This is a genomic window from Prevotella melaninogenica ATCC 25845 (assembly GCF_000144405.1).
GTDB classification, from domain to species: Bacteria; Bacteroidota; Bacteroidia; order Bacteroidales; family Bacteroidaceae; genus Prevotella; species Prevotella melaninogenica.
In genome coordinates, this window is sequence record NC_014371.1 from 276,162 (window position 1) to 290,678 (window position 14,517).

General features: G+C 40.4%; 14 protein-coding genes. 5 read left to right on the forward strand and 9 right to left on the reverse strand.

Going from position 1 to position 14,517, the window contains the following annotated elements; genetic code table 11:
- Positions 1 to 89 precede the first annotated feature (89 nt).
- Positions 90 to 521, reverse strand: a complete 432-nt coding sequence (locus HMPREF0659_RS08140; RefSeq protein ID WP_013265281.1) for a hypothetical protein — start codon at positions 519 to 521, stop codon at positions 90 to 92.
- Positions 522 to 831: 310 nt separating this feature from the next.
- Between HMPREF0659_RS08140 and HMPREF0659_RS08145 the strand changes: the two genes are divergently transcribed.
- Positions 832 to 1,197 (forward strand): BlaI/MecI/CopY family transcriptional regulator, encoded by a 366-nt coding sequence (locus HMPREF0659_RS08145; protein WP_013265164.1) that lies wholly within the window; start codon positions 832 to 834, stop codon positions 1,195 to 1,197.
- A gap of 58 nt (positions 1,198 to 1,255) precedes the next feature.
- Entirely contained in the window at positions 1,256 to 2,494 is a 1,239-nt protein-coding gene (locus HMPREF0659_RS08150; protein WP_044046042.1) for a M56 family metallopeptidase, read from the forward strand.
- A 743-nt stretch (positions 2,495 to 3,237) separates the two neighbouring features.
- On the opposite strand, the gene HMPREF0659_RS08155 is transcribed toward HMPREF0659_RS08150, so the two are convergent.
- The 4 genes from HMPREF0659_RS08155 to yihA form a co-directional block, all read right to left on the reverse strand.
- Positions 3,238 to 3,777 (reverse strand): beta-class carbonic anhydrase, encoded by a 540-nt coding sequence (locus HMPREF0659_RS08155; protein ID WP_013265697.1) that lies wholly within the window; start codon positions 3,775 to 3,777, stop codon positions 3,238 to 3,240.
- 10 nt (positions 3,778 to 3,787) lie between these two features.
- Positions 3,788 to 4,378 carry a DKNYY domain-containing protein gene (locus HMPREF0659_RS08160; protein ID WP_013265386.1) on the reverse strand — a complete coding sequence of 197 codons (591 nt, stop codon included), beginning with the start codon at positions 4,376 to 4,378 and terminating at the stop codon, positions 3,788 to 3,790.
- 235 nt (positions 4,379 to 4,613) lie between these two features.
- The gene (abc-f, locus tag HMPREF0659_RS08165) at positions 4,614 to 6,404 is read right to left on the reverse strand and encodes a ribosomal protection-like ABC-F family protein (protein WP_013265869.1); all 1,791 of its coding nucleotides are present in this window, start codon (positions 6,402 to 6,404) and stop codon (positions 4,614 to 4,616) included.
- 9 nt (positions 6,405 to 6,413) lie between these two features.
- The gene (yihA, locus tag HMPREF0659_RS08170) at positions 6,414 to 7,010 is read right to left on the reverse strand and encodes a ribosome biogenesis GTP-binding protein YihA/YsxC (RefSeq protein WP_013265673.1); all 597 of its coding nucleotides are present in this window, start codon (positions 7,008 to 7,010) and stop codon (positions 6,414 to 6,416) included.
- 177 nt (positions 7,011 to 7,187) lie between these two features.
- On the opposite strand from yihA, the gene HMPREF0659_RS08175 reads away from it, so the two are divergent.
- The 3 genes from HMPREF0659_RS08175 to HMPREF0659_RS08185 all read left to right on the forward strand — a co-directional run bounded on the left by HMPREF0659_RS08175 (position 7,188) and on the right by HMPREF0659_RS08185 (position 10,470).
- A complete protein-coding gene (locus tag HMPREF0659_RS08175; protein WP_013265865.1) occupies positions 7,188 to 8,171 on the forward strand; it encodes a Gfo/Idh/MocA family protein in 984 nt (327 codons plus the stop codon).
- Positions 8,172 to 8,212: 41 nt separating this feature from the next.
- Positions 8,213 to 9,418 (forward strand): DUF4421 domain-containing protein, encoded by a 1,206-nt coding sequence (locus tag HMPREF0659_RS08180; RefSeq protein WP_013265391.1) that lies wholly within the window; start codon positions 8,213 to 8,215, stop codon positions 9,416 to 9,418.
- A gap of 65 nt (positions 9,419 to 9,483) precedes the next feature.
- Positions 9,484 to 10,470 carry an N-acetylmuramoyl-L-alanine amidase-like domain-containing protein gene (locus HMPREF0659_RS08185; RefSeq protein WP_044046176.1) on the forward strand — a complete coding sequence of 329 codons (987 nt, stop codon included), beginning with the start codon at positions 9,484 to 9,486 and terminating at the stop codon, positions 10,468 to 10,470.
- A gap of 308 nt (positions 10,471 to 10,778) precedes the next feature.
- On the opposite strand, the gene HMPREF0659_RS08190 is transcribed toward HMPREF0659_RS08185, so the two are convergent.
- The 4 genes from HMPREF0659_RS08190 to HMPREF0659_RS08205 form a co-directional block, all read right to left on the reverse strand.
- Complete coding sequence (locus tag HMPREF0659_RS08190; protein ID WP_013265211.1) at positions 10,779 to 11,882, reverse strand: bifunctional methionine sulfoxide reductase B/A protein; 1,104 nt, start codon at positions 11,880 to 11,882, stop codon at positions 10,779 to 10,781.
- A gap of 109 nt (positions 11,883 to 11,991) precedes the next feature.
- A complete protein-coding gene (gene trxB / locus HMPREF0659_RS08195) occupies positions 11,992 to 12,924 on the reverse strand; it encodes a thioredoxin-disulfide reductase (RefSeq protein ID WP_013265243.1) in 933 nt (310 codons plus the stop codon).
- A gap of 113 nt (positions 12,925 to 13,037) precedes the next feature.
- Positions 13,038 to 13,658: a deoxynucleoside kinase gene (locus HMPREF0659_RS08200; RefSeq protein WP_004359983.1), complete on the reverse strand. Its 621-nt coding sequence runs from the start codon at positions 13,656 to 13,658 to the stop codon at positions 13,038 to 13,040.
- Between the two features lie 168 nt (positions 13,659 to 13,826).
- Positions 13,827 to 14,441, reverse strand: a complete 615-nt coding sequence (locus tag HMPREF0659_RS08205; protein WP_004359982.1) for a deoxynucleoside kinase — start codon at positions 14,439 to 14,441, stop codon at positions 13,827 to 13,829.
- Between the last annotated feature and the right edge of the window lie 76 nt (positions 14,442 to 14,517).

Here is a 14,517-nt window from a genome sequence, read left to right on the forward strand (position 1 = left end):
TTAGGTTAAGAGTTAGCCTGATAGTTAGGCTTAGCTAATGATAGGAAGTAGTAACGGATTTCTATTGAGACCCGATAGAATGGACGTACTTATTTCGTAGCTGATTTCCAAACCCATAATTCGCCCATTTGGAAGCGAACTAATAGCTTTGAGCCTGCGTCCGTTAGCATGATACCTTTAGTTCCTGGCTGTAATAGGAATACCTCTCCATTATTCAGTTGTTTAATGATGGTAGAATCCTTCTTGCTTATCTCGTTAGGAGGGGGCAGTAGGTCAAGGTTGTCCATGTTGACAACTCCCAAACAAGGAATCGTGAGTGTAACCTCGTTTACTCTGTTACTGATGAAGCCAGCATCCCTTTTGTTTGCATTCTTAACAGCCTGATCGCCATTGTCAGTTATCTCTGTCGGGATAGTTTTAATGTCATGACTGTCTGCTTTCGGTTTATCTTGTGAACCTTTATTACAGCCACTCAACGTAAAGACAGCCACAGCAAGGAAGGTATAGAGTTTTCTAATCATTTTGTTTTACGCTTAATATGTAAGTACAAATGTACACTTTTACAAGCATAAAGACAAGAGATGTTGAATAAAAACGATAACTTTCTTATTAATAGAGGGTGATAATTCCAAAGGAACAACTTTGTTATTTACAGGGTAAACCTAATGTAAAAGCTGACATTTTACTTATCATGTGTTATTACTAATATTTCGTATTACATTGAAATATAATGTGAAATATTATCTAATTAACTTTATTTTACTATCTAACACTTGACTTTCTTACGAATTATTCGTAGCTTTGTGGCGTGAACTTTTAGATATATAATTTATGGAGAAACTAACTAAACAAGAAGAAGAAATAATGTTGCAGGTATGGAGTTTAAAAACTTGCACTATCAAAGATGTACTGCAAAAGTTGGAAGATCCTAAACCTCCTTATACTACAGTGGCTTCAATCATGAACAATCTGAAGCGCAAGGGCTATGTAAACGCTCAGCAGCATGGATTGACTTATCACTTTGTTCCGAGGATAGAACAGACGAAGTATAAGTCAGACTTCATGAAAGGCTTTGTTGATAAGTACTTTAAGAGTTCCTTCCGTGAAATGGTTTCTTTTTTTGCAAAGGAGGATAACATCTCGCCAGAAGAACTGAAAGATATTATAAATGAGATTGAAAAGGGGAAAGAGGAGTAGCCGATAAATACGTATTTTTTCTTTTCTCCAACAACAATAACTTAACGTTTTGACGATTATGATAATGTATTTATTGAAATTGAATATAGCCCTTATGCTACTTTTCAGCTTTTATAAGTTGATGTTCACAGGAGATACCTTCTTTTCATGGCGTAGGGCTACGCTTATCGGAATGTATCTTGTTGCCATATTGGTACCAGTAATGGATTTTTCAGCATGGCTAACCAACAGCGAAGGGATGACATCTATTGCCAATGAATATGCAACAGTCGTTTTACCAGCTGTGTCTATTTCCTCGGAGGGTGGTGGAGTTCTACTATGGGAGTTGATAGTGTTGATTGTCTATAGTGTTGTTGCCTGTGTCTTACTACTACGTTTTTTGTGGCAGTTGGCTTCTATTATATTGCTAAAGAACAATAGTCAAAGTTCTTATATATTTGATACAGAAGTTTATCTGTTAACCGATGACGAAGGTCCTTTCTCCTTCTTTGATTGGATATTCATCAATCCAGAGCGGCATAAGAGCGATGAGATAGAGGAGATAATGATGCATGAATTGACACATTGTCAGCAATTCCACTCAATAGACATAATCTTTTCAGAACTATTTTGTATTATCTTTTGGTTTAATCCTTTCGTTTGGTTGCTCAAACGTGAAGTGCGATTAAATCTTGAATATCTTGCTGATAACAGCGTACTTGCTAATGGTAAGGATAATAAAGAGTATCAGTACCATCTGCTTGGGCTAACATATAGGAAGAATGTAGCTACAATAACAAATAATTTTAATGTTTTACCTATTAAAAAACGAATCAAGATGATGAACAAAAAAGAAACAAAGGGATTTTTAAAAGCTAAGTATGCGCTTTATATTCCATTGGTTGCAATGCTATTGGCGGTAAGTAATATCGAGACTATTGCACGTAATGTAACAAAGCTTACGGCAAGTGTTGAACTTCAAAAGAAGCCAACGAAAGAGTCTGAACGAGTATTTACAGTTACAGAAGTCATGCCTAAATTTAAAGGTAATTTATATCAATGGCTATCAAAGAATCTTTGTTATCCGAAAGATGCAGTAAGTAGAAAAGAGCAAGGACGTGTTATGGTACGGTTTATCATAACGGCTAAGGGTGAGGTTATTAAGCCAGAGATTGTACGTTCTGTTAGTCCTTCTCTTGATAAGGAAGCCCTTCGTGTAGTGTCAAAGATGCCAGCGTGGAATCCTGGTATAAATGGTAATAAGAAGGTTGCTACAAGGTATACGTTACCTGTTAAATTCTCCTTAGGTTCGAAGTAGAATATATATAGGTGTAAATTATAGTATTCTAAAATGGTTTCTAATGCTGGGATGCACATTATTTTGTGTGTCCCAGTTTTTTCTGGTTCTTTACTTAAATGTGTGGATGGTTACCCATGCTTGCTTCTAACAATAAGTTTGTTCCACATCGACAATAGATTGCATGGTATTTAGTACTTCGCACCAGTGGTGTTTACCATCAGCACCATATGTGCGGAGCATCAGCACGACATGTGCGGACTATTATCACGTAGCTTAAAAGTAAACAAAGAGAGGCGTTGTGGTTATTATTAAGAAGGTTCGTAAGTGTCTAATGGGTAGCTAATATGTGTAATTTTTCTTAGACTATATTTCATTCTTAAATAATAGCGAATGATGAATATTACACATTTCAGTGTAAGATGTAGTTAAATAGGATACTCAAATGACGAAAAGAGTTTATTTATACATAGAATGAATAATTATTGTATTTTATATAGAAAGTTAAGAGTTAGAGAGGCTTTGATGTGATATTTTTACTAAAATATAACAAAAATAGGATAATTTTTGGTTGTTCTAACAGAAATGTATATCTTTGTATCTGAATGTCGGAGATGACATTAAAACTAACTATGTAAACGTTATCTTAATCTACAAGCAGCTGGGAGAATTCTCAGTGACATCTAAATGTCAAGTATGTAATTGATGAGACCCTTGTGTGATATGCGATTATCAACAAGGGTCTCAGCTACTTTAATACTTTGTTAGTCGACGGGTGTTAGTTCGCCAGTACGTGAGTCAATGATAAAACCACGTACAACAATGTCTTTCGGTACGAGTGGGTGTTGCTGAACAGTGCTCACCGTACGGCGTACGCTGGCTTCTGTATCATGGAAGCCGTCCAAATATTCGTTAAGATTAACCTGCTGTTCTGCTTCTTTGATAGCCTCATCCGTGATTCCACGCTCACGCATCAAATGTAGGAAATGGTCTGCATTCATGTTGCAAGCACCACAACCAGAGTGATGGATAATCATAACCTCTTGACAACCCAACTCATAGATAGCCACAAGAAGGGAGCGCATTACAGAGTCGTAAGAAGTAAGAATGGTTCCGCCAGCGACTTTGATAATCTTTGCATCTCCGTTTTTTAAGCCGAGTGCATTGGGTAGCAACTTCGTCAAACGGGTGTCCATGCAACTGACAATAGCTAACTTCATATCTGGTTGCCCAGACGTAATAAAAGGTTCGTAGCCTTTTTCTGCCACAAACCTTTTATTATAAGAAAGTATCTGATCTATCATAATTGAATAATTATCTTACTACTTTTCCACGATAATAGGTGTCAAATGCATCTTCTGCATATCCATCTTTGAGTACTTTGAAGCTGGAACTGCTGGCGCCACTTACCTTGTTACCCATATAATAGACTTCGAATGCGTCTTTACCATATCCCCAACCTAAGTCCTTGAAGCTGCTTGCGCTACTACTAATCTTTCGTCCATTATAGAGAACTGCGTTAGAAGTAACGACGTAACCTTCATTATAATAAGGGTCGTACTCATCACGAGGATTAACTGGATAGTCATCAGAATAATCGCCGGGATAGCCACCTTGATAAACACTTCCTGGTACCTTAAGACGGAAGGTCATTGGATCAACGAATGGAAGGATCTGTCCTTCAAAATAAACATTATATCTATCTTTTGCATAACCATACCCAAGGTCAACGAAGGTGCGTATGTCTATTCCCATAACTGGTTGACGACCATAGAATACACCTTTCTTATTGAAAGAGTAAGGACGTACTTGACGTGAAGACTGTGCTGAAGCACTGAGTGCAAAAACTGCCATAAGGGCTACGCAACTAAGGCGAAGCTGGCGATAAAAGTTCTTCTTTTCCATAATCATCTTTTTTTAGTTATTATCTTAATTGTTATACCGCAAAGGTAATAGGAATAGTTCATTCATTTCATGGAATTACCCTAAATGAAATTAGGGGAATGCCTTTTTATGAGTCGGGATATCCGATATGACGAAATGTCTTTTGAAAAGTGGAGACTCTTCCATGTATATCGTGGAGTGAATTATTCACCTCTTCATAATGAGAAGCCTATTGGGTAGAGTAGGGGTGAGGGGGTTAAGCAAGCTCAGCCAACTCTAACCAGTGAAGTTCTAACTCGTCCAGCTCATCCTTTAAGATAGGTAGACGCTTGCTCTTTTCTGTAAGTTCGTCTACAGAGAGATTGCCAGAACAGAGTTCTTCTTCAAGTTGTTGTTTCTCTTCTTCTAATTGTGCAATCTTATCTGAAAGCAGTTCGTATTCCCGCTTCTCCTTGAAAGACATCTTACGCTTTGTGTTGTTACGATAATCCTTCTTAGGTTCGTTTGCTGTTGGGCTACTATTCTTTGTTGGTTTCTGCTGTTCTTCTTCCTTAGACTTCATCTTTTGGAAGTCACGGAACTGCGTATAGTTACCAGGGAAGTCTTGAATCTCTCCTTCACCCTTGAATACTAAGAGATGATCAACGACTTTATCCATAAAGTATCGGTCGTGTGATACGACGATGACACAGCCTGGGAAGTCTTGAAGATACTCCTCAAGAATCTGTAAGGTCTGAATATCCAAGTCGTTGGTAGGCTCATCGAGTACTAAGAAGTTCGGATTCTTCATTAGGACTGTGCAGAGATAGAGTTTGCGTTTCTCGCCACCAGAGAGCTTATACACATAGTTGTGTTGTTGTTCTGGTGAGAAAAGGAAGTAGTTGAGGAACTGTGAAGCCGTCATGTGCTTGCCTCCTCCAAGGTCGATATAGTCTGCTATGTCCGTGATAATGTCAATAACCTTCTGGTCATCACGGAACTTTAAGCCTTCTTGTGAGAAGTAACCAAAGCGAACTGTCTCACCAATATCAAACTTACCGCTGTCAGGTGCAACCTCACCAAGTAGCATCTTTACAAAGGTTGACTTGCCAGTACCATTGTTACCAACGATACCCATCTTCTCAAATCGTGAGAAGTTATAGTAGAAGTCGTTCAGTATTATCTTGTCATCAAACCTCTTTGAGACATATTGACACTCAAAGATTTTACTTCCGATATACACACTTGATGACTTCAAGCGCACCTGTCGTTCTTCAATTCGCTGCTTAGCTTTTGCTTCTAATTCATAGAAAGCTTCCTCACGATAGCGTGCTTTGTGTCCACGAGCCTGTGGCATTCGGCGCATCCACTCTAATTCCGTACGATAGAGGTTGTTTGCACGTGCAATCTCAGCGCGGGTGTTGTCGATTCTCTCTTGACGTTTCTCTAAGTAGTAAGAGTAATTGCCACGATAGGTGTATATCGTGTTGTTGTCTAATTCTAAGATAGTATTACACACGTTATCAAGGAAATAACGGTCGTGTGTCACCATAAAGATGGTCTTGTTACCACGAGAAAGATAGCCTTCTAACCATTCAATCATCTCTAAGTCAAGGTGGTTGGTAGGCTCATCAAGTATAAGGAAGTCTGGTTCCAATATAAGAACATTTGCCAAAGCAACACGCTTCTGCTGTCCACCGCTTAGTTGCCCCATTGGTTGTTCTAAGTCATAGAGCTTCAACATGGTGAGGATTTGCTTTGCCTTTAGGAGCCTTTCAGGATTTCCTTCATGGTTGAAACAAGCATCCAAGACACTTTCTTCTGGGTCAAAATGCGGACTTTGCTCTAACATTCCCACTCGCAAGTCATTGCGATAGATGATAGAACCGCTGTCATAACCCTCTTTTCCAGTTAGAATAGAGAGTAGAGTAGACTTTCCTGTACCATTTTGTGCTACGAGTCCAACATGCTGTCCTTCTGCAATAGAGAAAGAGATATCCTTAAAGAGGACCTGTGCACCGAAGCTCTTTGTTAGATTTTGGACATCAAGATAGGGTATCTGCGCCATAAAGTACTATTATAAAGTCTTATTGATTTCGTCAATATAGTTTAATACTTCTTCTCTTCCAGTCTTGTTTTCAGCTGACGTAATGAAGTAAGGAGGAAGTTCTTCCCATCTATCCTGTAGCTTTTTCATCCAAAGAAGGGCGTTTGACTTAGCCTTGGCAGGTGATAGCTTGTCTGCTTTTGTAAAGATAATAGAGAAAGGAACATTGCTTTCACCTAACCAGTCAACAAACTCACGGTCTATCTTCTGTTGTTCATGACGGATATCAATCAGTACAAATACGTTCACAAGTTGTTTGCGTTGGAGGATATATTGGGCAATCATCTGTTCCAACTTATTTCTTACAGTCTTTGAACTTTTGGCATATCCATAGCCTGGAAGGTCGACTAAGTACCACTCGTTATTGATAATAAAGTGATTGATAAGTAGCGTCTTACCCGGCTTTGATGAGGTTTTTGCCAAGCCCTTATGGTTACAAAGCATATTGATAAGGCTTGACTTTCCTACGTTTGAACGTCCAATAAAAGCATATTCTGCTTTTGTATCTTCTGGACACTTTGACAATGAAGGTGAAGATATAGTGAATTCTGAATTCTTGATAATCATATTTTGAAGAGTATGTGATATAATCAGCTTTTCCTGCAAAGTTACTAAAAAGTTAATAGCTATGAATGGTCAGTTGATAGTTTTTTCGTATTTTTGCAGAAAATATGCTGCACTCGGCAAAGTGGAAGCAAGCTTTTTTTACTCTTGTCGATGCGTTTGTAGATAACTGATGTGTAAATGAAACAAATCAACTGGGGATTTATTGGCTGCGGTGAGGTAACAGAAAAGAAGTCTGGACCAGCGTTTAATGAAGTGATGGGTTCACATGTTGTCGCTGTGTTTAGCCGTAGCGAGTTAAAGGCGCGTTCGTATGCTGAGCGTCAGGGTATACGGAAATGGTATACCGATGCACAGGCTTTGGTAGACGATCCTGACGTAAATGCAATATATATTGCTACACCTCCTTCTGCCCATGCAACCTTTGCTATCATGGCAATGCGTGCTGGAAAGCCTTGTTATATAGAGAAGCCTTTGGCGGCTTCTTACGAGGATTGCGTGCGTATCAATCGTGTGTCAGAGCAGACTGGAGTACCATGTTTCGTCGCTTATTATCGTCGTTATCTTCCTTACTTCAAGAAAGTAAAAGAGATTGTTGATAGTGGTGAATTAGGTAAGATACTTACTGTGCAAGTGCGTTTTGCTGTTCCTCCACGCGATTTGGACTACGAGAAGAACGTGCAACTGCCGTGGCGTCTACAATCACATATCTCTGGTGGCGGTTATTTCTATGACCTTGCTCCTCATCAGCTCGACCTGCTACAGAACTTATTTGGTGTTATTATCAAGGCGCATGGCTATACAGCTAATCGTGCGGGGCTCTACAACCTCGAAGATACGGTAAATGCTGTGTTCCGTTTTGAGAATGGTTTGACTGGTAGTGGTGCTTGGTGCTTTGCTGCCCATGAGAGTGCGCGTGAGGATCGTATAGAGATTTATGGTTCAAAAGGTAGACTATCCTTCTCTGTTTATACTTATGCACCAATCCACCTCTGTACCAGCGAGGGTGAAAGAGATATTGAGGTCGCTAATCCTCCATATGTTCAACTCCCTATTATTAAGTCTGTTATTGAGGATATGCAGGGTTATGGAGCATGTGATTGTACGAGTATTAGTGCCACTCCAACCAACTGGGTGATGGATCGCATCCTCGGAAAGATATAGGAAAAGCCCTTGAGGGTATTTGTTTTTGTTTAATTATTCAGATGAAGCTAACTTTCAACGACTACTTGGTTCTGTGTTTCCTCCTATTGTTTTTAGGAGGAACAAAGGCTTATGCGTTTTCATCAACGACTCTATCTGATAGCTTAGTTGTTAGGAAAGATAGTGGTGATATCCTTTCAAGCAAGCAGGCAACAGACTCTGTGCGATGGATGCGCAGAGGTGAAACTTCGCGCATGTTCAAACAGAAGTCGGGCAAAGGCGGTGGCTTTTTCCAGCATTTCAACGAGATAGATACTTCTTATATTGAGCCTCAGAAGTATAACTTTGCTTTTATGTTGCAAAATACAAATACCTATGAGGTGTATCGTTTGAGTAGTTCGAAAGAGCAAAGTATTACCTTTGCACCAGAAGCTACGGTACGTATAGGACCTTATTTCGGTTGGCGTTGGATATTCTTGGGTTACACACTCGATATAAAGCATTTAGATTTCTGGAACAAGAACAATAATCCTCGACAAGAATATGATTTAAGTTTATATAGTTCGATGCTCGGACTCGATATTTATTATCGTAAGACAGGCAATGATTATAAAATCAGACAGTTGTATCTTGGGAAGGATATTAACACAGATGCGATACGTGGAACTGACTTTGGTGGATTGACCTCAACCATTAAGGGTTTCAATATTTATTATATCTTCAATCATCGTAGATTCTCTTATCCAGCAGCTTTCAGCCAAAGTACGATACAACGTCGTTCAGCAGGTAGTCCGCTATTGGGCATTGGCTATACGCAGCATAGCCTTGATGTCAATTGGGGAGAACTTAATAAAGTCATCTCAAATCATCTTGGTAGTCAGGTTCCTTCCAATCCGATAGACAGTACATTGATGTTTAGTGAAGTTAAGTACACTGATATTTCTATCAGTGGTGGCTATGCCTATAACTGGGTTTTTGCTCGTAACTGGGTCTTGGCAGGTTCACTTTCGTTGGCTTTAGCTTATAAAAGTAGTAAGGGAGACGTTACTCATCGTACCTTTTCTATCAACGATTTTAAGTTCAATAATATTAATATTGATGGTATTGGACGCTTTGGTGTGGTGTGGAACAATAGCAAATGGTATGTTGGTATGAGTACTATCCTTCATGCCTATAATTATCGTCGCAGTAATTTCTCTACCAATAACTTCTTTGGAAGTATTAATCTCTATGCGGGTTTTAACTTTGGAAGAAAGAAGGAGAAATAGAATAGACTTTGTTAGAGCGTTAGTAGCCTAACGATATGTTGTTTTTTGAATTAGAACTTATTAATATGACACTAAAATATTCACTTATATTCTCTGCTCTCTTTGCTTTCTCTGCTTGTGGTGCAAAGCCTGAACAGAAGGCAAAGACACAGCAGGTTGCTGATACAGTTGTGACATCAGAGCAGATGACAAGTGCTGTTCCTGAGGCATCTGTAGTCGAACAAAATGACACACTACCCACCTATATAGACACGTATACAAAGGCTGATAGTGCTTTAGTTTGTCAGTTGTTGCAAGAGTTTGTACCACAAAGACAGCAACTTACCAATAATCAGCTTATTATTAAGATTGCACGAAAGTTTATCGGGGTACCTTATGTTGCCCATACCTTAGATATCAACGAGGATGAAAAACTCGTTGTTAATCTTCATGGATTAGACTGTACGACTTATGTTGAGGCTGTTACTGCTCTTACACTTTGTGTTAAGAAGGGCGAAACACGTTTCTCAGACTATGTGCGTCAGTTAGAACAAGTCCGCTATCGTGGCGGTAAGATGAGTTACGTAAATCGTCTGCACTATTTCCATTGGTGGTTGGAAGATAATGAGCGAATGGGTTTTGTCAGAGAGATAGACACACCTAATCCTCCTTTCACAGCTGTCCAGACCTTGAAAATCAACTATATGAGTCAGAACGCAAGACTCTATGATATGTTGAAGAACAATCCTGAACGCGTGGCTGAACTTAAGAAGTTGGAGGATGCTACCAACGGAACAAAGATACGCTATATCCCTAAAAGCTTGCTTAATAATAGCAAACTACTTCGAGAGGTAGTGCGAGATGGTGACATCCTTGCGATTGTTACTAATAAGCGAGAGTTGGATACGACACATCTTGGCTTTGCTGTATGGCATAAGGATGGACTTCATCTTATGAATGCTTCTAATCTTAGGAAGAACGGTAATAAGGTTGTTGACCCTGCAGAGACGCTCTATAATTATATGATGGCTCGTCCAGCTAATCTCGGAATACGTGTTGTGCGTATTCAATAATAATGCGTACAACTTAAGAAACAATCCTTTCTATCTGATTGTCATTTGTTTCCAAGATGATGAATGATGGTGGTAAAGCGTTTATTTTAGTCCCTTTTATACTCGTGTGGACGTCCCGCACGGGTGGTGCGGAGGCTTAGCACGAGTGGTGCGGAGGCTTAACACCATTGCAAAATGTCGTTAAAAGGCAGCCAACTTGTTGTTGGATGATAGATAGTGCATGAGAGAATCGTCCCTTTAAGTTTATCGAACAGCTATAAATAAAAGAGCTCTGGCAGAGAACTTAATAGTCCTGCCAGAGCTTTTTCTTACTTTTTCATCTTAGCCTTGCGAGCATACTCAAAGAGCGCTGCAGGCAGATGGCAATAGCCTGTTGGATGTTTGTCAAGATAATCTTGATGATATTCTTCTGCTGTGTAGAAGTTCTTGAGCGGTTTCACCTCAACGGCAATCTTTCCGTGAATCTGCTTTTGTTCCTCTTCAAACACTTTTTTGATCGTTGGGAGGTCGGCTGGATCGGTGTAATAAACACCTGTACGATACTGACTACCACGGTCGTTCCCCTGCTTGTTTATGCTTGTTGGGTCGATAGACTTAAAGTATAAGCCTAATAAGAAGTCCAAACTGATAACCTTAGGGTCGTAGGTGATGTGTACAGCCTCGGCAAACTGCGTCTTATCTGTGCAAACATCTTCATACGTTGGGTTCTTGATAATACCGTTGGCATAGCCCACTTCGGTAGCCGTAACGCCTTCTATCTGTTTGAGGTAATGTTCTGTTCCCCAGAAACAACCACCTGCCACGTAAATTTCTTTCATTGGTCTAACTAATTTAATATAGGCTCCGTAGCCTTTTGCTTTCATCTCTTCAAGTGGGATGAAACGTAACGAAGCACTGTTGATACAATATCTTTTGCCCCCAGTTGCTGCTGGTCCGTCATCAAAGACGTGCCCAAGGTGCGCCTTACCTGTCTTGCTTCTCACTTCCGTACGCACCATACCATGTGATGTGTCGGTATGGTTTGTGACAAGTTTCTTGTCGATTGGCTTTGAGAAAGCAGGCCAACCGCAACCAGAATCGAACTTATCAGTAGAAGAGAACAGCGGTTCGCCCGTTGTGATATCTACATAGATACCCTCTCTGAACTCATGATCATACTCGTTGGTGAAAGGTCGTTCGGTGGCAGCCTGCTGTGTTACAGCATACTGTTCGGGAGTAAGCTTCTTTCGTAAGGTGGCATCGTCAGGACGTGTGAACTTCGTCTTAGGAGCGATGATAGAATCAGTTTGTGTCATAGTTGTCTTGGTCTTGTTTGTGCAAGATGTTGTTCCTGTCATCAGTAAGCCGCAAGAAGCGGCTTCAACAATGGTCGGGAGAATCAGTGTGCACAATATGGATAAAATGTTACGCATAGTTTGTTGTGTTTATAAATGTGATTAATAAAAAAGCAAGAGATAATAAAGGGTGCGTCAAAATCCAATTTGCTGGATTCTGAAACACCCTTCTTTATATTTGTTTTGTTTACTGCTTCTGCAAGAAACGGTCAACCTCAATAGCTGCCATTGCACCTGTACCAGCTGCTACGACACCCTGACGATAGGTTGGGTCTGCCACGTCACCTGCTGCATAAACACCCTCAATATTGGTTGCTGTAGACTTTGGTTTGGTGATGATGAAGCCGTGGTCGTCCATCTCTAACTGACCTTTGAAGAGGTCGGTGTTAGGAGTGTGACCAATAGCCAAGAAGAAACCATCGATGTTAATATCGAATTTTTCCTCGTTCTCCTCACCCTTAAAGCGTACCAAATGTGCACCCTCTACACCGTCTTCACCAAAGAGACCGAGTGTATTGGTATTGTAAAGAATCTCAATATTCTCCTTCTCTGTCACACGCTTACGCATAATCTCTGCTGCACGCAACTGAGGTTTACGTACAATCATATAGACCTTATTTGCCAAACCAGAGAGATACATAGCCTCTTCGCAAGCAGTGTCACCACCACCAACAACAGCTACGGTGCGCTTACGATAGAAGAAACCGTCGCAAGTAGCACATGCACTCACACCCTGACCACGGTATTTCTCCTCATCAGGTAAGCCCAAGTACTTTGCACTTGCACCTGTTGCGATGATTACTGTCTCAGCTTCAATCTGATTGCCACGCTCATCTTCGAGGTGGAATGGACGACTGCTGAGGTCTACCTTTACGATAGAACCATCGCGAAGGTCAGCACCATAGAGCTTAGCCTGCTCACGCATCTCTGACATGAGTTGGTTAGCATCGATTCCTTCGTGGAAACCTGGGAAGTTTTCTACAATGGTTGTGGTGGTCAACTGACCACCTGGCTGCAGTCCAGAATAGAGTACTGGCTGAAGATTAGCACGTCCAGCATAAATCGCTGCAGTGTAACCTGCAGGACCGCTACCAATTATAAGGGTTTTTACTTTTTCCATATCAATATATTGTATGTTGCCCCTTAAATAAGACTTAACTTCTAAGCGGGGCTTGATTAATATTTTTGTACTTATTACAGAACAAACATTGTGCCAAAGAAAGACTATTCCTCTTATTCCATTGGGAATAAGCCAAAGAGTCGGTCATCAATCATATCTGTGACACGTTTGAAGTCTTGTGGGTTGTCTTGGAAGTCTGTTGTGTCACCATCGACAATCATCAGATGTCCTTTGTAGGTCTTAATCCATTCCTCATAACGCTCGTTGAGACCACGGAGGTAGTCAATACGCATTGTTTGTTCGTAGTCACGACCACGCTGTTGTATGTGATCGATAAGGCGTGGGATAGAACAACGGATGTAAATCATTAAGTCTGGCAGTTTTACCAGTGAGAGCATCAAGTCGAAGAGGTCGGTGTAGTTGTTGAAATCACGCTCTGACATCAATCCCATATCATAGAGATTCGGTGCAAAGATACGTGCATCCTCGAAGATAGTACGGTCTTGTATAATCGTATCCTTTGATTGTGAAATCTCTACAACATCACGAAAACGCTTGTTGAGGAAGTAAATCTGCAGATTAAACGACCAACGAGTCATGTCATTATAATAGTCTTCCAAGTATGGATTGTTGTCGACTGGCTCGAAATGAGCTGTCCATCCGTAACGTTTCGCGAGCATTTTGGTGAGTGTTGTCTTACCTGCTCCAATATTTCCTGCGATTGCTATATGCATAATATATGTGTATCTAATTGCCCACCTCATGGCTATCTCCTAAAGTAGGAGTGGTTGATATTGGTGTTGTGAGCTTATAATTCCTTGTTAGTTTGTTATATATTGATTCCCTTTCAGTACTTTGAGAGTCTTCCTTTTGGGGAAGGTAGGGAGTCCTTTGTTAGTATCTTAGAACAAGCCAAAGAGCTCTCTGTCAATCTTGTCAGTAATGAAACCAAAGTCTTTTGGGCGATGTTGATAGTCGAGGTTGTCGACATCTATCGTCAGAACACGACCTTTATATTTCTCTTTGATAAACTCTTCATAGCGTTTATTGAGGTTCTCGAGATAGTCCAAAGGCATCTTCTGTTCATACTCTCGCCCACGTTTCTCAATGTTAGAAACAAGGTGACTGACTGAAGCACGAAGATAAATCATCAGGTCAGGGAACTGAACAGCATCTGTCATGTCCTCAAATAGCTCCATATAAGTCTCATAGTCGCGATCATCAAGATTACCCATGGCATAGTTGTTCTCCGTAAACACGTAGACACCTTCATAGATAGAGCGGTCTTGTACTACTGACTCATCACTCCGACTTATCTCAAGCAAGTCCTTAAAACGCTCCTTTAGGAAAAATACTTCCATAGGGAACGACCAACGCTTAATGTCCTTATAATAATCTTCTAAGTAGGGATTATAGTCAACAGACTCAAATCTTGGCTTCCAACCATAGCGTTTGGCAAGCATTGTTGTGAGTGTTGTCTTACCGCTACCTATATTTCCTGCAATTGCAATGTGCATAACATAATGTCCACGTGTACGTCTCTGGCGTTCCCTATAATAGACAATGCCAGAGATGTCAGTGGAGAATATCGTT